Genomic DNA, 21,001 nt, shown 5'->3' on the forward strand with positions numbered 1-21,001 from the left:
CTTCCGGTCCGGACAATACCTGATCGTAGTCATTTCATATATAATTCTGAATTCTGAATTCTTAATTCTGAATTAGAATGTTACTCGGTACGAAGCGCAACTACCGGGTCCTTCCGGCTGGCTATCCGGGAGGGAATGATGCCCGCAATCAGCGTCAGCAGCATGGAAATGCCCACCAGGATCACGCCTGCCACCGGCGGCAGCGCGGCAATATCCGGAATACCGGTCAGATTGCTGAGGATAATATTAGCTATCACCGTCAGGCCCAGCGTGACCAGGATACCGATCACGCCCGCCGCAAAGCCCACTATCAGCGTCTCCGCGTTAAAGACACGGGATACGTCCCGGCGGCTCGCGCCGATTGCCCGCAGAATACCGATCTCCTTGGTCCTCTCCAGCACGCTGATATAAGTGATAATTCCGATCATGATGGAGGAAACCACCAGCGATATTGCCACAAACGCCACCAGTACGTAGGAGATCGCATTGACAATGGTCGTGACAGAATCCATCATCAGGCCTACATAATCCGTATAGCGCACAGCATGTTCCTCGCCCGCCTGCGCGTTATACCCTTCAATCTTTTCGGCGATCCGGTTCTTGGACTCAAAATCCTTCGGATAAATATAGACGGAAGCCGGCTTATCCGGATCGCTGATGCCCATCTTCTCCAGATTGGCTTCCAGCGTGTTGCCGCTGATCATCATGACGCCCTGGCCGACAAACTGCCTGAGCAGGTCCTTTGTCAGGAACATCCGGTATTCCTTCGGAATCATACCCGCCGGAATCAGGCCCTTGCTTTCCAGCATTTCCATAAAGTCTTCCACTTCCATGGTGTCCAGCAGGGTAAGGGCATCCTGTGCCACCGCGGAGAAGGGCTGTCCGGTAAAAACATCCGTTTCCGGGTTCGCCAGCTGTTCCTGGGCGATTTCGCTTTCCCGCACTTTAGTCAGCAGATAGTCCATCAGTTCCGTCCGGTAGCCGATCCCGCCGGATTCGGAGAACAGTCCGCTCTTCGCCGGCTTCACAACACCGACGATTTTCAGTTCCATGCCGTCTTCCAGCTTACGGGCTATATAATCCGCGTCTCCGGAGTTATCCGTCCAGAGCGCTCCTGTTTTTGTAAAGACATCTGTGTTCACAAGCATCCGGAAACGCATATCCAGAAGCTCGTCATAGGTAAACTCCAGTTCTTCCGTTTCAATCGGTACGCCGCGCATCAGCTGTTCAAACTGGTTCTTCAGTTCACCCTGGTCCCGAAGGCCGATGGAATACAGGGTGTAATCGCTCAGTTCATTCCGGCTGTTCAGCATGATGACGACCTCGTCCATAGCCTCCGGCAGCCGGCCGGCCAGCACGGCATACTGGGACTTCAGCAGCTCATCATTGTCCAGCAGCGGCACGAACACATTCATCCGGCGGGCTGTCGTATTCATCATCGTTTCCTGGATACCGGTTCCCGATCCCATCATGCTCATCATGTCCGCCATACCGGAGGATTCCATCACCGTAGACGGGTTGACCTGCAGGGGCTTGTCCAGATCCGTGCGGTAGAGCAGCAGCGGTGTATTGTATTCATAGCGGACGGCGGAAACATACCGGTCAATATCGTTGGCAGGATCCTCCACCCAGGCTTTGAAAGCGGTCAGGTCGTTTTCCGTCACACCGCTCATCCAGGAACTCATCAGCTGGGTCACGCGGCCGCCGGAATACACCTTGCCGTCCGCCCGTTCTTTTCCCTCCAGGTCGATATCCATCAGCCCGGCCATGGTTTCCGTCATGTCCACGGTGCGCTCGTCAATCTGCAGCGGATAAGAGGACAGGGTGTCCCGCTGTACCCGTTCGATATACCGGTTCACACCGTTGGACAGGCTCAGGATCAACGCAATACCGATGATGCCGATGGATCCGGCAAAGGCTGTCAGGATGGTCCTGCCTTTCTTGGTCATCAGGTTGTTCAGGCTCAGGTTCAGCGCGGTAAGGAACCCCATGGATGTTTTCCGTCCCGCTTCGTTTTCCGCAGCAGTCTCCTCCGCTCCGGTCCCCTCCGTTCCGGCGGCATTGTCACTGACAACTTTTCCGTCCAGCAGGCGGATAATCCGGGTAGCATACTGATCTGCAAGTTCCGGATTGTGGGTAACCATAATCACCAGCCGGTCCTTTGCCACCTGGCGCAGGATCTCCATCACCTGGATGCTGGTTTCACTGTCCAGCGCGCCGGTGGGTTCATCTGCCAGCAGCACCTCCGGATCATTGACCAGGGCACGGGCAATCGCAACGCGCTGCATCTGGCCGCCGCTGAGCTGGTTCGGCTTTTTCTTCATCTGATTCCCCAGGCCGACTTTCTCCAGCGCTTCCGCCGCCCTGCGGCGGCGCTCCTCCCGGCTGACGCCGGAAAGGGTCAGGGCCAGTTCCACATTGGAAAGCACCGTCTGGTGCGGAATCAGGTTATAACTCTGGAACACAAAGCCCACAGAATGATTCCTGTAGGTATCCCAGTCCCTTTCCGTAAACTGTTTTGTGGATTTTCCACGGATCACCAGGTCGCCGGAGGTATACCGGTCCAGGCCGCCTATAATGTTCAGCAGCGTGGTCTTTCCGCAGCCGGACGGCCCCAGGATTGCGGCAAACTCACTGTCACCGAACTCCAGGTCCACACCCCGGAGCGCCTCCACCCTGGCGTCTCCCGCCGAATAATCCTTCACGATATTCTTTAAAACAAGCATGCAGGTCCCCCTGATCAGAATTCATCTTTTCATTTCACAGTGCAAAGCCACCGTATTGCCATGATATCATCCCCGCCCGGTCTGTTCAACTCAAAAAGCGGTATATGCCTGAAACAGGCATATACCGCCCGGTTATAACGTTACCGGCAGGCAGATTCACCCTGCTGCCCTTCCGGAAGCATGTCATCCGTATACCGGTATCTTTTCAGCCTTCTGCCCATACCGAGGCACAGGACCGTTCCGGCCACGCCCAGCACAAACATCATCAGTGCCGCGCCGGAACCTTTTCCGCTTCCGAACAGCATGGCCAGGAAGCTGTTGGAGCTGTTCACGCTCATAAACGGCTCACACACGTTATCCACCATGAACCCGCCCAGGGCCAGGCCGATGGGGATTGTGAAAAACTGCATCGTATTCCTGCATGCATAAACCCTGCCCTGCAGTTCAACAGGAATGCTGCTGCGCATGATCACATTCTGGTTGGCGCTCATGACCGGAACCAGGATCCACCCGATGATCTGGCCTGCACACCACAGAACGGGACTGCGCGAGAACGCCAGCAGGAAGTTTTCTGTTCCCAGGGAAAAGAGCATGGTCAGATAGATTACCCGTACCCGGTTCCGGGGCTTTGGCATCACTGTCGCCAGCAGACTGCCCAGCACCATGGCAATACCGGAGCATGAGGTCACGATTCCCAGGACACTGTCGCCGTATCGGGGAATGACCAGTGCCGGAAGCACCGCATCAAAAGCCGAGGCGACCAGGTTCACTCCGGACATAAACAGGATCACATCCAGCACCAGCCGGTGTTCCTTCAGAAAGCGCAGGCCTTCCCGGGCCAGTTTCAGTACCTTTTCTTCCTTTCCGGTTTTCCTGCCGACCGCAGGCAGCCGGATAAACAGCAGCAGCGCCAGGAATGCCGCGGCAAAGGTTGCCAGATCAACAGCGATCACCGCATCCAGCCCTGCCAGGCCATACATGGCCGCGGCAAGCAGCGGGCTGCCGATGGCAACCAGTGATCCGGACAGCGACTGCAAAGCGCTGGTTTTCTGATAATGCTCTTTGGGCACCACCAGCGTGTTGGCAACTTCCGAAGCGGGCTGCTGCACCGTGTTCATCAGTCCCGAAACCGCGTTGACGGCATACAGGTGCCACATGGACAGTGCGTCTGTTTTATACAGCACAAACACCAGCACCGTGGTCAGCGCCGCCAGCACGTCGCACACCAGCATCGTCTTTTTCTTGTCGTATTTGTCTGACAGGGCCCCGGCGAAGATGCTCATGACCACATAGGGCGCGTAGGTACAGATCCTCAGGGCAGCCGTACTCAGGGCTGAACCCGTCTTGTCATACAGCCACAGCGTCAGCGCGAAGCTTGTCATCGCGCTGCCCAGATGGGACAGACTCTGGGTGCTCCAGAGAATATAGAATTGTTTTAAGCTCTTGGTTTTTTCCATTTGTCTTTGCTCCGTTTCATATTTTTGATTATGAAAGAGCAAAGCCTGAGGAAATGATGTTTACTCCATACAGCTCCTCAGACTCTGCATGGAGCGGAGACAATGCTGAGAACCATCGTGTTCCTCCCCTTCTGAACTGAATTTTATATCATATTATCATTTATTCACCATCATTGCCAGCAGCTTCCGGCTCCGGTCCAGGAATGCGGTGATTTCCTCCGCTTCCAGCGGCTGGGCCGCCATACGGGCCAGGTCATACACCTGGCAGCAGAGCATCTTTGTGGTCTCATCCTCCGGATCCCGCTGTGCCAGCGCCTGGACAGTGGTGTTGCGGCGGTTCAGCACAAGGGTGAAGCTGTCCGGGATCGGGAAATTCTGGCCGTAGAGACGGCTCATTTCCTTATAGCGGCGCATCTGTTCATCCTCGGTAACCATAGCGGTCATGTCCGCGTCGCCCAGGGATTCCAGCTTCACTTCCAGGTTTTCCTTGCCCAGGGCGCCCCGGAAGAGGGTCTGCAGTTTCCCGGCGTCCAGATCCTTGCCTTCTTCGGATTCTTCCTTCAGGCCGTCGATATCCGCGTCCACCCGGGCGAAGGTCACCCGGTCCTCCTCCTTGCCCTGGTATTCCATGAAGGACATGAAATTGCCGTCGATGATGGTGTTCATCACCGCGACTTCAATGCCACGGTCCGTGTACAGCTTTACAGAGGCCGCCTGGCGCTTTTCATCGTTGGTGTAATAGACCTTCTTATCGGTTTTGTCGAAGTTGGCGGCCTTGTATTCCGCGATGGTGCTGTATTTGCCGTCGGTCTTCTTCAGCAACACGGAATCCTTCACCATGTCAAAGAACTTGCTGTCCTTGATGCAGCCGTACTTGACGAAAGGAGCGATGTCATCCCAGTAGCCTTCGTAGGTTTCCCGTTCCGTATTCATAAGGCTGTTCAGCTTGTCCGCCACCTTCTTGGTGATGTGGGTGCTGATCTTCTTCACGTAGCCGTCATTCTGCAGGAAGGAACGGCTGACATTCAGGGGCAGGTCGGGACAGTCAATGACGCCCTTGAGCAGCATCAGGAATTCCGGAATGACCTCCTTGATGTTGTCCGCTACAAACACCTGGCCGGCGAACAGCTTGATCTGGCCTTCGTGGGTACCGAAGTCATTCTTAAGTTTCGGGAAATACAGGATGCCCTTGAGGTTGAAGGGATAGTCCACATTCAGGTGGATCCAGAACAGGGGATCGTCAAAGTCCATGAAGACCTTGTGATAGAATTCCTTATATTCCTCATCCTTGCACTCCGAGGGCTTCTTCAGCCACAGGGGCGCGGTATCGTTGATCTGCTGGGGCTTCGGAACTTCAAGCACCTTTTCGGTTTTCTGCGTACCGTCCTCATTCTTTTCATCCCCGACAGGCACGTCCTTTTCCACGGGCTTCGCGTTGGCGTCCTCCAGCATTACCGGATAAGTCATATAGCCGCAGTAGCGGTTCAGGACTTCCCGCACTTTCCACACGTCCAGGAATTCCTTTTCCTCTTCCGTAATATGCAGGATGATATCCGTACCGTGTGCTTTGCGCTTGCCTCCGGAGAGCTCGAAGCTCATACCGTCTTCAGACACCCAGTGGACCGGATCCGCCTCTCCCTCGCTGCTGAGAGTCTGGATCTCCACCTTGTCGCTGACCATGAAGACGGAATAGAAGCCCAGGCCGAAGTGGCCGATGATATCGCCTTTCTCCTCCGGTTTTTCATTTTCAAACTGCTTCATGAATTCCGCGGCGCCGGAGAAAGCCACCTGGTTGATGTACTTGCGTACCTCATCCGCGGTCATGCCGATACCGGTATCGGAGATGGTGATCTGCTTCTTTTCCTTGTCCACGGTAACGGTAACGCTCATGGCCTCCTCACTGTCCGGATGAAGCATCCGGAACTTTGTGATAGCGTCGCAGGCGTTGGAAACCGCTTCCCGCAGGAAAATATCCTTATCTGAATACAGCCAGCGCTTGATGACCGGCATTATGTTCTGCGCATCAATGGATACGGAACCTTTTTCTTTTTTCATTGCCATTGTAACCAGCCTCCTCATAGTAGAGATAAATGCTGCCCGGCAGTCCTTGCCGGGCTTCAAATCCTTTTGACACAAGTATTGTAGCACCCCGGTATATGAATTGCAAGAAAAAATTAGCACTCTCGCATCGAGAGTGCTAATCCGGTGAATTTTTATTCCTCGGAAGGATTTTCTGTCAGGATTTCGTTCTATATTCAGAGCCCATTTCCGGGTAATCATAAAGGAGAAACGAACGTGAAAAGGAAACTGTATGCCGAACTGATCATATTAATCCTCCTGGCTTTATGCGCCGTGTCTGCCTGCGGGGCCGCGGAAAGCGACACGCCGGAAGAGCCCGATTATCTGCAGATTGCCGTAGACGTTGTACGGGAACAGTATCCCGGAATCGATCCGATGGATGAGACAGAATACTGCCTGTTTGACATCGCAGGTCTTTCAGACCGATCCATTGAGTTCACCACAAAATCCATACAGCACGGAGGCATCTCCGTCGATGTATCCACGGACGGCAAGGTCCTGAAGATGAACGTGGATTTGGAAGGTCCCAGCTGTGATAACCTGTTCGACCGGTACTGGAAGATCCATGGTTTTTTCGGGTACTGGAGCCAGGATCTCTGGGTGCAGCTGGACCGGGATAAGGAAGGTCTGGAAGCCGGTACCATCGACGGAAAAGTGCTGCAGGCAACCCATTTCCCGGAAGAAACTTCAGTGAAGATCGGGCATGAGGAAGCACAGCAACTGGCAGTCAAAGCGACCGGAAAACCGGAAACCGAGGTGAACACCTGCGTACTGGTGGATGCCAGTCCCCATCCGGTATGGATCATGCGGCTTCTGATCACCTGTGACCTTCTGATCGGTATTGACGCTGAAACCGGCGAAACCGTCTTCACGGAAGAGTATTATGTGGACGAAACACCCGTATACGCTATGTATTCCATGCCGGAAACCCGGTATGAGTTCGAAAGAAAGTTTTCGGGGGCCGCACCGTCACCGACGCCGCAGCCTGACGGAAAACCATGGTTCTGGGGAATGGATTATGTTCCGCGAGATATCTGGGAACAAGCGGAAGCATTCATGACCGCCAACAGGATCGACCCGGATGACAGCAACAAACTGGCGGAAGAATGGGACAGGGCCTTCGGAATAATCGACTTCTGGCCCCAGGAATATCAGGCATTCTATTCCCTGTTCGTTAATTCCGAAAGAATACCGGATATTCCCGATCCGGATTACCTGCTCTTCCCGGATCCGGAGAAAATACCCCAGAAAGAGATTGAGGCAGCCGCGCTCCGCGCCGTACTCAGCCTGGCTGATACGAAAACGATAAAAGACCGGGAAGACCGGCTGAAAGCCTCCTCCACACTGTACAGCGATTCCAGGAGGCCGGACCGGGAAGGGGAAAAATACGGAAAACCCGTATGGTGGGTATGGTTCCATGAATATGATGAAAAACAACAGGACTGGAGTTCCATAGCGGCATATGCCATCCTGGATGAAGACGGAAACGTGCTGACGGCAGGACTGGGTGAGATCTGACAGAAACAGGAACGGCAGGAACCCGAAACGGGTTCCTGCCGTTTTTATTGTTTATTGTTTTTTCTCTGTAATCAGATATCTTCTTCCAGCAGGGCGAGATCGTCTTCTTCCTCCTGCTTCTGGGCCTCGACAGCCTTTGCCTCGTCGGGCGTGATGTCCTTCGGCGCGAAGAGGATCGCGCGGACCTTCTGATCGATCTCAGCGGTCAGTTCAGGATGCTCCCGCAGGTAAATACGGGCGTTGTCCCGGCCCTGGGCCAGGCGCTGATCCCCGTAGGAGAAGAAGGCGCCGCTCTTGGTGATGATGCCGTATTCCACAGCCATATCCAGCAGGGTTCCTTCCTTGCTGATGCCTTCGCCGTAGATGATATCGAACTCGGCCACGCGGAAGGGCGGAGCCACTTTATTCTTGACCACCTTGACCTTGGTGTGGTTACCGATGATCTCGGATCCGTTCTTCAGGGCTTCTCCCTTACGCACATCCAGGCGGACAGAGGAATAGAACTTCAGCGCACGGCCGCCGGGGGTTGTTTCCGGGTTGCCGTACATAACACCAACTTTTTCACGCAGCTGGTTGATGAACACCGCCACGCAGCCGGTCTTGTTGATCACGCCGGTCAGCTTACGGAGAGCCTGGCTCATCAGCCGGGCCTGCAGGCCCACAAAGGAGTCTCCCATTTCGCCGTCGATCTCAGCCTTCGGCACCAGCGCGGCCACGGAGTCGATCACGACCACGTCCAGCGCGCCGCTGCGCACAAGCGCCTCAGTGATCTCCAGGGCCTGCTCACCGGTATCCGGCTGGGAAACGTAGAGCTCATCAATATTGACGCCCAGCTTCTTCGCGTACAGCGGATCCAGGGCATGCTCCGCATCCACAAACGCGGCAATGCCGCCGGCCTTCTGCGCCTCCGCCACCACGTGCAGGGCAACGGTGGTTTTACCGGAAGATTCCGGACCGTAGATCTCAACAATACGGCCGCGGGGAATACCGCCGACGCCCAGGGCGTAGTCCAGCGTCAGGCAGCCGGTGGGAATAACGGGAATGTCGCGGTTCACGGCATCGGAACCCATCTTCATCACGGCGCCCTTGCCGAACTGCTTATCCAGATCAGCCAGCGCATGTTCCAGCGCTTTGAGCTTCTCTTCCTGAATGCTGTTGCCGGCAGCGGCGGGAGCCTTTTCGGGTTTAGCGGTCTTCTTCGGTGCCATGATCTTCATCCTCTCATAATCAATTCAGAATTAAGAATTCAGAATTCAGAATTAATACTCTCTGCTTTGTCTGCAGATCAATCGTATCACCGGGCTGATTAAAAGACAAGGGGAACAAACGGATTTGTCCAAATTTCAATCTGAGTAACAAATCCTTAGCCGCAGGAGTCCGCGATTGTTGAGCCGTCAGGCGATAAAAGAGCGGAAACGATGATCACTGTTATTTTATTTCATAAGCCCGGCGGATTCCCGCCGCGTCTGTGGTCATGACCGCGGATACCGGTTTTTCCGTCTTCAGGTCCTGCTGCAGTTCCGGATAGCGGAAGCTGCGCCGGAAGCACTGATCCGCCACAAAGATCCCGTCTTCGATCACACCGGTTTCCCAGCTTTCCAGGTTGTCCAGGGGCGTTGTCCGGACCGGGAATTCCGGATGGGATACTTCCAGTCCGTTCATCCGGAAGCGGTTTCCTTCATTCTCCGCCAGCAGCTCCGCCTTTCCGCCGCAGGGACAGATCACCGTCAGATCCTCCGGCTTCAGCCGGTTCAGCGCCACCGCCACCGCTTCCGGATTCAGGTCCAGGCCTGCGAACCGGCAGTCCAGTTTCTGTGCTGCCTCCAGTGCCGTACCGCTGCCGCAGCACAGGTCCACCACCAGATCCCCGGGATTAGTGACCGGCAGCAGCAGCCGTTCCAGCAGCTTCAGCGGTTTCTGGGTCGCGTAGCCGGTACGCTCCGGATCCCGCTGCTGCAGGTGGCTGATATCGTTCCAGACGTCTCCCGGATAGACCGGTTCATCATCATAATACCGGTATTCCTTGCCGTTGGAGGTGATATAGGAGAAAAGCCTTCCCTGCTCGTCCCGGCCGCGGGCCATATGGTTCCGCCTTCCGTCCCCGCGGGGAAGCGGCACCCGGGTCAGGTCAAAGAAGTAGTCTTTTGATTTGGCATAGAGCAGGATCACATCGTGCTTGCGGGAAAAATACTTTTTCGCCCGGCCGCCGCTTTCATAAGCCCAAATGATCTCGTTGAGGAAACGGGTCTTGCCGAACTCCCGGTCGCACATCAGGCGCGCGGGAGCTGCCATGCGCCAGTCCAGGTGAAGATAGAACACCCCTGTCTCGTTCAGGAGCAGCTTCGCGACGGAAACGACCCGGCGCAGCAGGCGCAGGTACTGCTTTTCGCTGGTATACAGGTCATCATAGGCCGGATAGCGGGGTGCCGGCGTGCCGGTTTTCCAGCCTTTCTCCCCGTAAGGCCGGCGGCGCATAAACTTCTCGCCGGTCATGAAGGGCGGATCCACATATACGCACTGTGCCTTTCCAGCAAGCGCGCGTATCTCGTCCGGCAGTTTCATCACACTGCCGCAGACCAGCAGGTTCCCGCCGTTTCCGAAGACTTCCCGTTCCGCTTTTACCTGTTCAAACACGTCCCCGCACCTCCAGTCCTGTCTTAACCCTGAACCATTCACCTCAACAAATTGATTAGTAAACCATATATCATTCTGAATTCTGAATTCTTAATTCTGAATTCGGAATTGTTTCAACAATTCCGCTATTTCCGCCTGCTCCTGTTTCAGCACATCCAGGAACAACGCCTGTTCCTCGCTTTGTGCCAGCAGTTCTCCCGCTTCCCGGACCGCGTCAGTAAAAGCCGGATCCAGGGCGCTTTTCCCCTGGCGGGCCAGCGGGCACACCGCCCGCGCGCGCAGATCGGTCACCACCCGGATCTTTCCATCCTCCCCGATCAGCGGCAGCAGCGGAAAAAGCCTGCAGGAAAGCGGCCGTTCCTCCCGGTCGCACCTTCCGGGGCAGACCACCATATCCCCCCGCGCCGTACGCCGGATCTTCCAGTCTTCCCGGCCCGCGTAGGCTTCCGTCTCGCCGGGAAAGAGCAGCATGCCTGTTTCCTCCCCTTCCAGGGGACGGCAGCAGGCGGCGCCGCAGACACGGCCGCAGTCCCGCTTCAGCGGGGTAACATTTTTCAGTTTTTCCCGGGCGGCATCCACCGCGGCATCCATTCTTTTTCCCTCCTGTCTCAGGCAGGTCAGTCAGCGGACGGAACAGGCTTCAGCTGATCAAGGCGTTTCCGGGCAACAAACATATAGCAAAGGAAATGAATCCCGAAGGTTACAAACCATGATACCGGATAGGACAGGTAAAGCACGGTCAGGGTATGATTTCCGGCGAAAACCGTCAGGATCCAGACGATCCGCAGGAGGCAGGCCCCGGTCAGGGAAACGATCATCGGCATGATGGAATAACCGATGCCCCGCAGCTGGCCGACCATAACATCCATCAGGCCGCAGAGGAAATAGGTGGGCATAATGACCCCCATGCGAACCATTCCGTAGGAGATTACCTGTTCCTCAGAATTATACAGGCTCATCAGCGGCGCGCCGAACAGCAGGATCAGCAGGCCCATGGACAGACCGATCACCGTAACGATCCCCAGGCAGCACCACATTGTCTTCCGGACCCGGTCCGCCTTGCCGGCGCCGTAGTTCTGGCTGGCAAAAGTCATATCCGCCTGGTGCTGGGCATTCATGGCGGTATAGACAAAACCCTCTATATTGCTCGCCACACCGTTTCCGGCCACCACCAGGGAACCGAAGGAATTGACCGAGGACTGGATCAGCACGTTGGAAACAGAGAAAAGGCTTCCCTGCAGGCCGGCGGGAAGGCCGATACGCAGGATCTCCCGCAGGCTTTTTCCGTCGATCCGGCATTCTCCAATATTCAGCTGGATCTCGCCGCGGGTACGGAGAAGGCACAGCAGCACCAGCACCATGCTGACCACCTGGCTGGCTACAGTCGCAATCGCTACGCCGGCCACATCCATATGGAACACAATCACCAGCAGCAGGTTCAGCAGCACATTGACCAGGCCGGAGATCATCAGGTAGATCATAGGCCGCTTTGTATCCCCGACGGCACGCATGATTGCCGCGCCGAAGTTGTACAGCATGTTGGCGGGCATGCCCAGAAAGTAGATCCGCACATAGAGCGCTGCCCCGTCGATCACGTCCGGCGGGGAATCCATCAGCTGCAGAAGCGGCCGGGCCGTTATGAAACCGAAGGCTCCCACGCCGACGCCCATGAACAGCGCCAGTGTCATGGCCGTATGCTCCGCTTTGCGCATCGCCCGCACGTCCCGGGCACCGTAATTCCGGGCAACCGCCACGCTCGCCCCGACACCCAGGCCCATGAACACATTCACCAGCAGGTTAATCAGGGAGCCGGTGGAGGAAACAGCCGCCAGCGCCTCATGGCCGGCATAATTGCCCACCACGATCACGTCCGCCGCGTTGTACAGAAGCTGAAGAATTCCCGTAAGGATCAGCGGTACTGAAAAAGCAAGGATCCGTGGAAGCAGCGGGCCTTCCGTCATGTTGACTTCAATGCGTCCGCGTGCCTCCCGTTTTTTTCGAAACATGATCAGTTAACTCCAGAATATCGTCAGTTCACTTTTCTTGTCAGCAGGATCCTGGTGATCACCGGACTGTTGAAGATCCTGCCGGGCTGATGTTCATAGTGGGGATCAGACCCCATGCCCGGGCTGATATACTGCGGGATTCCCTCGATATAGCTGAGGCCTTCCACCAGTTCATCCTCCGGGAACCATCCCAGTTCCGGGACATAAAGAGCACCGGCAAAGGGAATACGCCACTGTCCGCCGTTGTAATGCCCAGCCAGGATCAGCGACGCGTAACGCATGGAAAACGCTTCTTCCTTGTTTCCCCAGGAAACAAGGTCCGCCATATAATCGCTGCTGAGCGGCGTGTGGGTCAGGACCACCTGTATATCTTCAGGTTTGATCTGTTTTTTGATTTCTTTCAGGTCTTCCAGCCTCTGGAGCTCATATTCCAGGTAACGAAGCCGGGCCGCGTCATTCGCCGTCAGGGAGGCTGCCCGGTTGTTCAGGTTAGTCCACTGATCCCGGTAAGTATTCAGCATTCCGTCCAGGTTCAGCGCGTACAGTTCTTCCGGCACAAACCAGATCCGTCCTTTTTCCCGGGTGATCAGCGCCGGGCGGTCCAGAACCTTCACTCCCTGCGCCTGTACTTCCTCCACCCACTGAGCATAGACGGAAAGGCTGCTGTGGGCGGTGGTTTCAACAATATCCCCGTCCATATCCCCGGCGATCAGGAACTTCGGCACATCACGCGGCATGAGGGCGATCAGCTCCAGCAGCGGTTCCACATCCCGGTCTTCCCCCAGCATATCACCGGTCATCACTACGCAGGAATACCGCGTATCACCCAGCGCCGTGGCAATCGCCTTCTGTTCCTTTCCGAACCGGGCTCCATGAAGGTCACTGATATGAAGAATGGAGTAGTTTTCCAGATCTGCCGGCAGGTTCAGTATGGTCAGTTTCAGATCCCGGACAATGACCTGCCTGGAAATGGCAATGCTCATCACACAGAGAATCAGAATCAGGAGGGGCAGGAAAACCAGGAACGCGACACGGAAATGATGGCTCCGGTTCCTTTTTGTCAGTTCCGAAGCAAAAATATACTGGTTCTTCTCCCGCCGCAAAGTTCACACCCCTCTTTCATGAACCCATTATAGGGGGTTGCCGTGGAATAAGCAAGCCGGAGGCAGCATGAAAAAACTGCCGGTCTCCCGGCAGTTTTTCCCTTACAGCATATCGCATCCGGCCTTTTCCGGGCCTTCTTTTCCCGAAACATAGCCGGTTCGGAAAGCCGCGTTAACTTCCCGAAGTTCCATCCGTCCTTCGATGTATTCATCATACATCCGGATGATCCCGGGAGCGCAGCCGTCACAGGCGCCCTCCAGGCTGCCCACAGCTTCCGCCACGATGGCCGCCCGTTCCTCCCGGGTGGTGTCCCTGATCAGAATGCTTTTCATACCGTCTCCCGTATTCTTTACTTTGCCCGGACCAGCAGCACCGTACGTCCGCCCGCGGTCACCGTACCGCTGATGGTCTCTGTTCCGTCCGGATCAATCTTTTCGTTCAGGATCAGCACCTGCCATTCACCCTCCGGCAAAGCCACTTCCCTGTCCATGCCGGGATTGATGACCGCATATGCGGTCACCTTTCCATCCTCTGTCCAGGTGGCCTCAATGGCATTATCCTTCAGCACCTCGCAGGCAATCTCACCCTTTGTCAGGAACGGATTTGCCTTCCTCATTGCGATCAGGGAACGGTAGAAATCCCGCATAGCCATGGCGTCGCTGCCGGGTGCCAGGTCATCCCAGCGAATGTTGTTGACCTCATCCGAAGATTTATAGCTGTTGGAATCCCCGCCCTTGGTGCGCAGGATTTCCTCGCCGGCCAGGAAGAAGGGGGTTCCCCTGCCGATCATCACAATGGAGATGCCGAACCGGTTCATCTTCAGGCGGTCATCCAGGGAATACTCGCCATTGGAAGCCAGCAGCCGGTCAAACAGCGTATGGTTGTCATGACAGGCCATATAGTTGATTACGCCGTCATTGGGCACGGACCAGGAAACCATCGGGTTCTTTACGCCGCCGGTCAGGCCGAAGACCACCTGGTAAGCCCTTTCCCTGCTGACGTTTCCGCTGATGTAGCCCTTTTCGGACGCGTTGAAAACGCTGCCCTTCAGGCCGTCCCGGATGCTGTCGTTGAACACGGCGACACCGCCGGCTGCCCCTTCGGACGCCTGGACCTTCTTAATGTTCGCCTGGCTGGCCCGCTTGCCTTCCATCAGCGTTGTGGTTCCGCCGGTCCAGCCCTCGCCGTAAAGCAGCGCCTTCGGATTGATGGCATGAACCGCCTGCTCGATCTCCTGCATGGTCTGGACATCATGAAGCGCCATCAGGTCAAACCGGAAGCCGTCCACATGGTATTCCTTCGCCCAGTAGGAAACGGAATCCACCATGTACTTCCGGAACATGGCCCTGTCGGAAGCGGTCTCGTTTCCGCAGCCGGAACCGTTGGACCAGTCTCCCATATAATCAAAGCGGTAGTAATAGTACGGCACGATCCGGTTGAGGCAGGAATTGCCGTCATAGGTGTGGTTGTATACCACATCCATCACAACGCCCAGCCCGCTTTCGTGCAGCGCCTGCACCATCTGCTTGAATTCCTTCACACGGACTTCTCCGTGATACGGATCCGTGGAATAACTGCCTTCCGGCGCGTTGTAGTTCTTCGGGTCATAGCCCCAGTTGAACTGCGGTTCTTCGGACGCTTCATTCACGGTGGCATAGTCATATACCGGCTGCAGGTGCACATGGGTGATTCCCAGGTCCGTCAGGTAATCAATTCCCGCCGGTTCTCCCGCGGCATTGGTCAGGCCGTGCTCGGTAAAGGCCAGGTACTTGCCCGGATATGCGGAGGAAGCCAGCTTGTTGGAGAAGTCGCGTACATGCACTTCCCAGATCACCGCCTCGTTATAGGCGCTGATGCTGTCAACAAACGTATCTGCCGCGAAGCCCTCCGGATCCGTAGACGCCAGGTCAATGACCATGCCCCTGTCGCCGTTCACGCCGACCGCGCGGGCATAGGGATCCACCGCTTCCTGCTCACCGGCAGCAGTGGTAACCGTGTAGGTGTAATAGGTTCCGGCGCCGCAGGGCGCTTCCGCGCTCCATACGCCCTTCTCTCCCCGGACCATGTCCAGGGTCTCATAAGCGTCGCAGCCGTCACCGGCCTCAAACAGGTTCAGCACCACCCGTCCGGCAGTCGGAGCCCACACCTTGAAGGTGGTTCCGTTTTCACCGGTCACAGCGCCGAGGTCATCCCCGTCATAAAGATACCGTTCCGCGAAAGCTTCCGTGTCAAACACCTTTGTGGGTACCGCGGTCAGGGCGCCGTAGCCTTCCACTTCCACGGTATACAGTTTTGTCAGGTCCAGTTCCTCCCCGACGGTAATGGTACCGGTCACCACTTCGTTGTTCAGGCTGGACAGGGCTGTCACCTCCAGCGCTTTTCCGGTTTCCTGGTCGGTAACCTTTACCTGGTCCAGGGACTCGATCCGCACAGCCGGATTCAGGTAATACTGGATCTTATCCAGGTCCGTGATGCCTGCCAGTGTCATAATCCTCTCCTGGTACAGCGTTTTGCCGCCGTCACTGCTCTTGTACTGATCCGGATCGCCGGGCTTCAGGTAGACTTCCGTGGTGTCCCCGGTAAGCTCGGCATAGCGGTCTCCGTCATAATCCTTGCTGGCGTTTCCCCAGCTTGCTCCGCCCGGATCAGAACAGTTTCTCCGGACAATGAATCCCACCTTGCTGACGTTTTCCGGAACATTCAGGACCACCTTGACCCCGTACTCACAGGGATGGAAAAGATAGCCGTGACCGTCCGCGTCCGGGAACCAGATCCACATGTCGCAGGTGTCGTAATCCTCATTATCATCCCCGTACCAGTAGAAGGTCACCTGGCGGGTTCCCTCCTCCCGGGGCAGGGTGTATTCCTCCTCCGCGCGGGCCAAAGGCGCTGCCGGCCCGCACAGGAACGCCAGGGTCATCAGCAAAGCCATCAATATACATCCGAATCTCTTCATCTTCATTCCTCCTGCCATATATCACTGTCACTGATCACATTTTCTCTGTACCCGGATTATATCATTCTTCCCGGGCCGCTTCAATGCCGGCCGCCGGAAGCCGGACAAAAAACCTGCCGGTATCCCGGCAGGCAAAATCACCATTTTACTGTACAGGAACGGTCACAACCGCCCCTTCGGAAGCATCAAAGGCGCCGGGAGAAACCCCGGTGGATTCCTCCATCTTTTTCAGCACCCGCTCCGCGTCCGCGCCGTCCAGGAACACCGGGGAATAGTCATTCCTCCCGGCCTCCCCGGAAACGGAAAGCGGATAAAAACGCAGCGTAATCCCCTCCAGGACGCCCTCCCGGAAGGACAGCTCCGTGACAACAGCCAGCGCGTCATGATCCCGCGGGTTAGTATTGCCTCCGAACACACAGTTGCCCAGGCTGTAGACAACCGGTATCCCGTCCCGGATCTCATAGCCCTGCACCACATGGGGATGATGACCGATCACCAGGTCCGTTCCGCATTCCAGCGCCAGGTTCACGATCTGGTTCTGGTAGCCGTCCGGTTCGGAAGCATATTCCGTACCGGCATGCATGACCGTGATAACCGCGGCACAGCCGATGGAACGCAGGTATTCCGCCTGTTTCCGGTATTCTTTCCCCCGGTTGCCCGATACTGAACCGGATACGCCCAGGAATCCGATCATCAGCCCGTCTTCATTCCGCCAGACAGCCGGAACGTCCGTCCCGAAATACGCCACGCCTTCCGCTTCCAGCGCCGCCTTCGTATCCTGATAACCGGCCGTGTCATAATCATGAGAATGGTTGTTTGCCAGGGTCACGCATTCCACGGAACCCGCCTTCAGGATCCCTGTATAGGCCGTGGAGCCGATGAAATTATAGGTTTTCTTCACTTTGGACAGGTTCCGGTCTGAGAGCACACCCTCCAGGTTTGCCACGGTCAGGTCATCCGCGGCTGTCAGCACAGACAGGTTCCGGAAAGGGTATTCAAAACCGTTCTGCTCAATGGTCCGGATGAATCCCCTGGCCGCGTTCCGGGTCTTTTCCTCTCCGCCGAGGGTACAGTCTCCCAGGAAGGTCATCCGGACTGTTCCGGTATATTCCTGGACCAGGAAGCCGTATTCCTCCGGCGCGTCCCCGCCGGAAACAGTCAGCCACTCCCCGGACGCGGAAGCTGACGCCGTACCGAGCATCAGCGCGGCAGCCAGTATGGCCATCCCTCGCCGTATCTTTCCTGTACTCATTTCCGATCCCTCCGGGTCGCTTACATGTCAGCCAGCCGGTGATAACGGGTACCGTTGATATGGCGGCCGTCATTGGCCAGCTCCAGGCAGGGCAGGCGCTGCTGCCCCGGATTCCGGTCCAGCCGGATAATGGTGATCCCCGTGAACTCCAGATGGAACAGCCCGCAGGCGTAGGGGAACGGCAGGTTCAGGATATGCCCCATCGCTGCCGCGGAAGATCCGCCGTGGCTGAACAGCGCCACCGTTTTCTGCCGGTCATCCGGCCGGACACACCGGTAAAAAGCGCCATTGCGCTCATAGCCGAGGGAAAGCAGCCATTCATCCGTCCTTTGAGCTACCATATCCACGTTTTCCGTAACCCGGTTGTTCCTGAAATACGGATGCTCCCGCCAGCCCGGATTGGTCAGGTCCCAGCCATCCCCCGCCAGCAGGTCCGCCAGGTCCCAGGGATGGCCGTCTGACGGAAGCGGTGTGCCGTCGGTGCTTCCCCAATGCAGTTCCCGCATATAATCCAGCGTTTTCACAGGAAGCTTCAGCAGCTCAGCTGTCGCTGCCGCTGTTTCAGCCGCCCGGCCCAGGGGCGATGAAAAGATCTCCTCTATTCCTTCCTCCCGCAGGCGTTCAGCCGCCGCCAGCGCCTGCAGCTTTCCCTGCTCCGTCAGGCAGTCATGCGTGTAATCCGGTTCCCCGTGACGAACAAAAACAATTCTCATGTGTCCTTATGCTCCTTCGGCATACATCTTTCCTGCTCATACAATACAATGAAAAGCGAAGCTTGTCGAGCGGTATCTGCCCGGGGCTTGCGCGGGTCCCTTCCGCTCTGATAAAATCAGGAAAAGGAGCGTGAAGTCTCATGCCTTTTAAACTGATCCGGAATGACATCACCAAAATGAATACGGACGCCATCGTGAACGCGGCCAACCGCTCCCTGCTGGGCGGCGGAGGAGTTGACGGCGCCATTCACCGTGCCGCCGGCCCGGAACTGCTGGAAGAATGCCGCACCCTGGGCGGCTGTGAGACCGGGGAGGCAAAGATCACCAAAGGCTACCGGCTTCCTGCCCGGTATGTGATCCATACCGTCGGTCCCATCTGGCACGGGGGACAGGAGGGCGAAAGGGAACTGCTCTCCGCCTGCTATCGGAATTCCATGGAGCTGGCAGTCCAAAACGGCTGTGAAAGCATCGCCTTCCCCATGATCTCCGCCGGCGCCTACGGCTATCCGTCGGACAAAGCCATGGCTGTGGCCGTGGAAACGATCACCGGTTTTCTGATGGATCATGACCTGATGGTCTATCTCGTGGTTTTCGGGCATGATTCCCTGATGACCGGCAAAAAACTGTTCAGCGACGTGCAGGAATATATTGACGACGTTTACGCGGAACAGCGGCTGCGGGACAGGCGGAACAGGATCCGGGAACGCCGGCGGGAAGAAGAAATAAACATGCCGGAGCCGGACCTTCAGTCCGCCGCGCCGGTTTATCATGATTCCATCTGCGTCGCGCCGATGGAAGCCGGTTCGGCCTGTGAAGCAATGCCTGCTCCGCAGTCCGCGCCGGACTGGGAGCGCATCCTGAAGCAGACGGACAAGGGCTTTTCCGAAACCCTGCTGGATCTGATCGATGAACGGGGAATGACGGATGCCCAGTGCTACAAAAAAGCCAACATCGACCGGAAGCTGTTCAGCAAGATCCGCACCAATACGGAATACAGGCCCAGCAAAACCACCGTGTTCGCCTTCGCTGTCGCACTGGAGCTTTCCCTTCCGGAAACAAAAAAGCTTCTGAACAAAGCCGGTTTTTCCCTGACCCACACCAGCAAAACCGATATTATCCTGGAATACTTTATCACCCACAGGAACTACAACATCTTCGAGATCAACGAAGTTCTGTTTGATCAGGATCAGCCCCTCCTGGGCTCCGGCATGGGCTGAATTTGTCGCCTGCGGGGCGACCGTTTTCCCTCCCGTTTCCCGTATCCTCTGTATGCAGGGTTGAGAAACCCCGCCATGATACGAACGGGAGGGATTTTTGATGAAAAAGAACCTGACAGAAATGGTCTTCATCCTTGACAAGAGCGGCTCCATGTCCGGCCTGGAGGCGGATACGATCGGCGGCTTCAACGGCATGATCGAAAAGCAGAAAAAGGAGGAAGGCGAAGCGCTGGTCTCCACCGTGCTGTTTTCCGATGAAAGCGTGGTGCTTCATGACCGGGTGGACCTGGCGAAGATCGAACCAATGACGGACAGGCAGTATTATGTCGGCGGGTGCACCGCCCTGATCGACGCCATCGGCGGAGCCATTCACCACATCGGCAACGTCCACAAATATGCCCGGGAGGAAGACCGGCCGGAACACACCATCTTCATCATCACCACAGACGGCATGGAAAACGCCAGCCGCCATTATTCCAGCGACCGGGTCAAGGCCATGGTGCAGCGGCAGAAGGAAAAATACGGCTGGGAGTTCCTGTTCCTCGGGGCAAACATCGACGCGGTGGAAACCGCTGCCCGCTTCGGAATCAATGAAGACCGGGCCGTGACCTACCATTGCGATCCCATTGGCCAGTCCCTGAACTATGAGGAAATAAGCAAAGCCGTCAGGACCGTGCGCCGTTCCGAAAAGCTGGACCGCCGGTGGAAGCAGAAGATTGAAGAAGACTTTGAAGCACGGAAAAACGACTGATCTCCATATAAAAACGGCATGGCCGATGCATTCGGTCATGCCGTTTCTTTTCATTTACCCTTGTCCGGGAAACAGGATCTCATCAACAATCAGCTTCTTCCCGGCCGTATGCCCGGCACATTCCCGGAAGCCCAGCTTCCGGAGCAGGTTCCGGCTGGGTTCGTTTTCCTCAAAATGGCCGCAATGGATATATTCCACCGCCTGGAACAACTCCGGAACCAGGGTTTCCAGCGCCTCCTGCATGTATCCTTTCCGCTGGTACGGCGGAAACACGGCATAGGCCAGCGTCCGGCCCTTTTCCGGCAGGCTGGAAGCTGTTTCCTCCGGCAGTTCCGGGGCAAGATCCAGCAAGAATCCGATCATTTCTCCCGATTCCTTCCCCACCAGCGACAGCGCCCGGTTCAGTCCAAGAAAGTGCCGGAAGATCTGAACAGAAACGTCCTCCTCCATATCGACCGGAAAGCCATAAGCAGCCCGCAGGTCCCGGTCGGCTATGCCCCTGACAAAGGCGGATTCATCCCCGTCTTCCATGGGCCTGATCAGCAGTCTGGCACTTTCCATCTTTGTTTCTCCATCCGCGTTTTATTG

General features: G+C 56.4%; 16 protein-coding genes. 3 read left to right on the top strand and 13 right to left on the bottom strand.

The window, feature by feature from the left end; translation table 11 throughout:
* Nucleotides 1-80: 80 nt before the first annotated feature.
* The 3 genes from JYE50_RS11360 to htpG all read right to left on the bottom strand — a co-directional run bounded on the left by JYE50_RS11360 (nucleotide 81) and on the right by htpG (nucleotide 6,244).
* Nucleotides 81-2,726 carry an ABC transporter ATP-binding protein/permease gene (locus JYE50_RS11360; RefSeq protein WP_084097314.1) on the bottom strand — a complete coding sequence of 882 codons (2,646 nt, stop codon included), beginning with the start codon at nucleotides 2,724-2,726 and terminating at the stop codon, nucleotides 81-83.
* A 140-nt stretch (nucleotides 2,727-2,866) separates the two neighbouring features.
* Nucleotides 2,867-4,183: an MFS transporter gene (locus JYE50_RS11365; protein ID WP_084097315.1), complete on the bottom strand. Its 1,317-nt coding sequence runs from the start codon at nucleotides 4,181-4,183 to the stop codon at nucleotides 2,867-2,869.
* 156 nt (nucleotides 4,184-4,339) lie between these two features.
* Nucleotides 4,340-6,244 (bottom strand): molecular chaperone HtpG, encoded by a 1,905-nt coding sequence (gene htpG / locus JYE50_RS11370; RefSeq protein WP_436197992.1) that lies wholly within the window; start codon nucleotides 6,242-6,244, stop codon nucleotides 4,340-4,342.
* A 234-nt stretch (nucleotides 6,245-6,478) separates the two neighbouring features.
* Here htpG and JYE50_RS11375 point away from each other — a divergent pair, with 234 nt between their 5' ends.
* Entirely contained in the window at nucleotides 6,479-7,780 is a 1,302-nt protein-coding gene (locus JYE50_RS11375; protein WP_084097316.1) for a hypothetical protein, read from the top strand.
* 71 nt (nucleotides 7,781-7,851) lie between these two features.
* On the opposite strand, the gene recA is transcribed toward JYE50_RS11375, so the two are convergent.
* The 9 genes from recA to JYE50_RS11420 all read right to left on the bottom strand — a co-directional run bounded on the left by recA (nucleotide 7,852) and on the right by JYE50_RS11420 (nucleotide 18,445).
* The gene (recA, locus tag JYE50_RS11380) at nucleotides 7,852-8,988 is read right to left on the bottom strand and encodes a recombinase RecA (protein ID WP_084097317.1); all 1,137 of its coding nucleotides are present in this window, start codon (nucleotides 8,986-8,988) and stop codon (nucleotides 7,852-7,854) included.
* 220 nt (nucleotides 8,989-9,208) lie between these two features.
* Complete coding sequence (locus tag JYE50_RS11385) at nucleotides 9,209-10,414, bottom strand: DNA-methyltransferase (protein WP_084097318.1); 1,206 nt, start codon at nucleotides 10,412-10,414, stop codon at nucleotides 9,209-9,211.
* Nucleotides 10,415-10,504: 90 nt separating this feature from the next.
* Nucleotides 10,505-11,005 carry a hypothetical protein gene (locus JYE50_RS11390; RefSeq protein WP_084097319.1) on the bottom strand — a complete coding sequence of 167 codons (501 nt, stop codon included), beginning with the start codon at nucleotides 11,003-11,005 and terminating at the stop codon, nucleotides 10,505-10,507.
* Between the two features lie 26 nt (nucleotides 11,006-11,031).
* Entirely contained in the window at nucleotides 11,032-12,420 is a 1,389-nt protein-coding gene (locus tag JYE50_RS11395) for an MATE family efflux transporter (RefSeq protein WP_283399258.1), read from the bottom strand.
* 23 nt (nucleotides 12,421-12,443) lie between these two features.
* Complete coding sequence (locus tag JYE50_RS11400) at nucleotides 12,444-13,523, bottom strand: metallophosphoesterase (protein ID WP_084097320.1); 1,080 nt, start codon at nucleotides 13,521-13,523, stop codon at nucleotides 12,444-12,446.
* A 102-nt stretch (nucleotides 13,524-13,625) separates the two neighbouring features.
* Nucleotides 13,626-13,856: a purine biosynthesis protein PurH gene (locus JYE50_RS11405; protein WP_084097321.1), complete on the bottom strand. Its 231-nt coding sequence runs from the start codon at nucleotides 13,854-13,856 to the stop codon at nucleotides 13,626-13,628.
* A 17-nt stretch (nucleotides 13,857-13,873) separates the two neighbouring features.
* The gene (gene pulA / locus JYE50_RS11410; RefSeq protein WP_179138450.1) at nucleotides 13,874-16,480 is read right to left on the bottom strand and encodes a type I pullulanase; all 2,607 of its coding nucleotides are present in this window, start codon (nucleotides 16,478-16,480) and stop codon (nucleotides 13,874-13,876) included.
* A gap of 145 nt (nucleotides 16,481-16,625) precedes the next feature.
* On the bottom strand, nucleotides 16,626-17,732 hold the full coding sequence (locus JYE50_RS11415; protein ID WP_084097323.1) for a CapA family protein: 1,107 nt from the start codon (nucleotides 17,730-17,732) through the stop codon (nucleotides 16,626-16,628).
* Nucleotides 17,733-17,752: 20 nt separating this feature from the next.
* Nucleotides 17,753-18,445, bottom strand: coding sequence for a histidine phosphatase family protein (locus JYE50_RS11420; RefSeq protein WP_084097324.1), 693 nt, complete (start codon nucleotides 18,443-18,445; stop codon nucleotides 17,753-17,755).
* Nucleotides 18,446-18,585: 140 nt separating this feature from the next.
* On the opposite strand from JYE50_RS11420, the gene JYE50_RS11425 reads away from it, so the two are divergent.
* Nucleotides 18,586-19,662, top strand: coding sequence for an O-acetyl-ADP-ribose deacetylase (locus JYE50_RS11425; RefSeq protein WP_084097325.1), 1,077 nt, complete (start codon nucleotides 18,586-18,588; stop codon nucleotides 19,660-19,662).
* Between the two features lie 100 nt (nucleotides 19,663-19,762).
* The gene (locus JYE50_RS11430) at nucleotides 19,763-20,413 is read left to right on the top strand and encodes a vWA domain-containing protein (protein WP_084097327.1); all 651 of its coding nucleotides are present in this window, start codon (nucleotides 19,763-19,765) and stop codon (nucleotides 20,411-20,413) included.
* Nucleotides 20,414-20,467: 54 nt separating this feature from the next.
* On the opposite strand, the gene JYE50_RS11435 is transcribed toward JYE50_RS11430, so the two are convergent.
* Complete coding sequence (locus tag JYE50_RS11435) at nucleotides 20,468-20,974, bottom strand: GNAT family N-acetyltransferase (RefSeq protein WP_084097329.1); 507 nt, start codon at nucleotides 20,972-20,974, stop codon at nucleotides 20,468-20,470.
* Nucleotides 20,975-21,001 lie beyond the last annotated feature (27 nt).

The sequence above is a fragment of the Aristaeella lactis genome (assembly GCF_018118585.1).
In the GTDB taxonomy this organism is placed as follows: Bacteria; Bacillota; Clostridia; order Christensenellales; family Aristaeellaceae; genus Aristaeella; species Aristaeella lactis.

What these genes read in the sequence shown, in the direction of transcription:
- JYE50_RS11435 (WP_084097329.1), bottom strand. Translation starts at nt 20,974, where the DNA reads ATGGAAAGTGCCAGACTGCTGATCAGGCCCATGGAAGACGGGGATGAA.
- JYE50_RS11430 (WP_084097327.1), top strand. Translation starts at nt 19,763, where the DNA reads ATGAAAAAGAACCTGACAGAAATGGTCTTCATCCTTGACAAGAGCGGC.
- JYE50_RS11365 (WP_084097315.1), bottom strand. Translation starts at nt 4,183, where the DNA reads ATGGAAAAAACCAAGAGCTTAAAACAATTCTATATTCTCTGGAGCACC.
- recA (WP_084097317.1), bottom strand. Translation starts at nt 8,988, where the DNA reads ATGGCACCGAAGAAGACCGCTAAACCCGAAAAGGCTCCCGCCGCTGCC.
- JYE50_RS11425 (WP_084097325.1), top strand. Translation starts at nt 18,586, where the DNA reads ATGCCTTTTAAACTGATCCGGAATGACATCACCAAAATGAATACGGAC.
- htpG (WP_436197992.1), bottom strand. Translation starts at nt 6,244, where the DNA reads ATGGCAATGAAAAAAGAAAAAGGTTCCGTATCCATTGATGCGCAGAAC.
- JYE50_RS11360 (WP_084097314.1), bottom strand. Translation starts at nt 2,726, where the DNA reads ATGCTTGTTTTAAAGAATATCGTGAAGGATTATTCGGCGGGAGACGCC.
- JYE50_RS11420 (WP_084097324.1), bottom strand. Translation starts at nt 18,445, where the DNA reads ATGAGAATTGTTTTTGTTCGTCACGGGGAACCGGATTACACGCATGAC.
- JYE50_RS11395 (WP_283399258.1), bottom strand. Translation starts at nt 12,420, where the DNA reads ATGTTTCGAAAAAAACGGGAGGCACGCGGACGCATTGAAGTCAACATG.
- JYE50_RS11405 (WP_084097321.1), bottom strand. Translation starts at nt 13,856, where the DNA reads ATGAAAAGCATTCTGATCAGGGACACCACCCGGGAGGAACGGGCGGCC.
- JYE50_RS11390 (WP_084097319.1), bottom strand. Translation starts at nt 11,005, where the DNA reads ATGGATGCCGCGGTGGATGCCGCCCGGGAAAAACTGAAAAATGTTACC.
- pulA (WP_179138450.1), bottom strand. Translation starts at nt 16,480, where the DNA reads ATGAAGAGATTCGGATGTATATTGATGGCTTTGCTGATGACCCTGGCG.
- JYE50_RS11415 (WP_084097323.1), bottom strand. Translation starts at nt 17,732, where the DNA reads ATGAGTACAGGAAAGATACGGCGAGGGATGGCCATACTGGCTGCCGCG.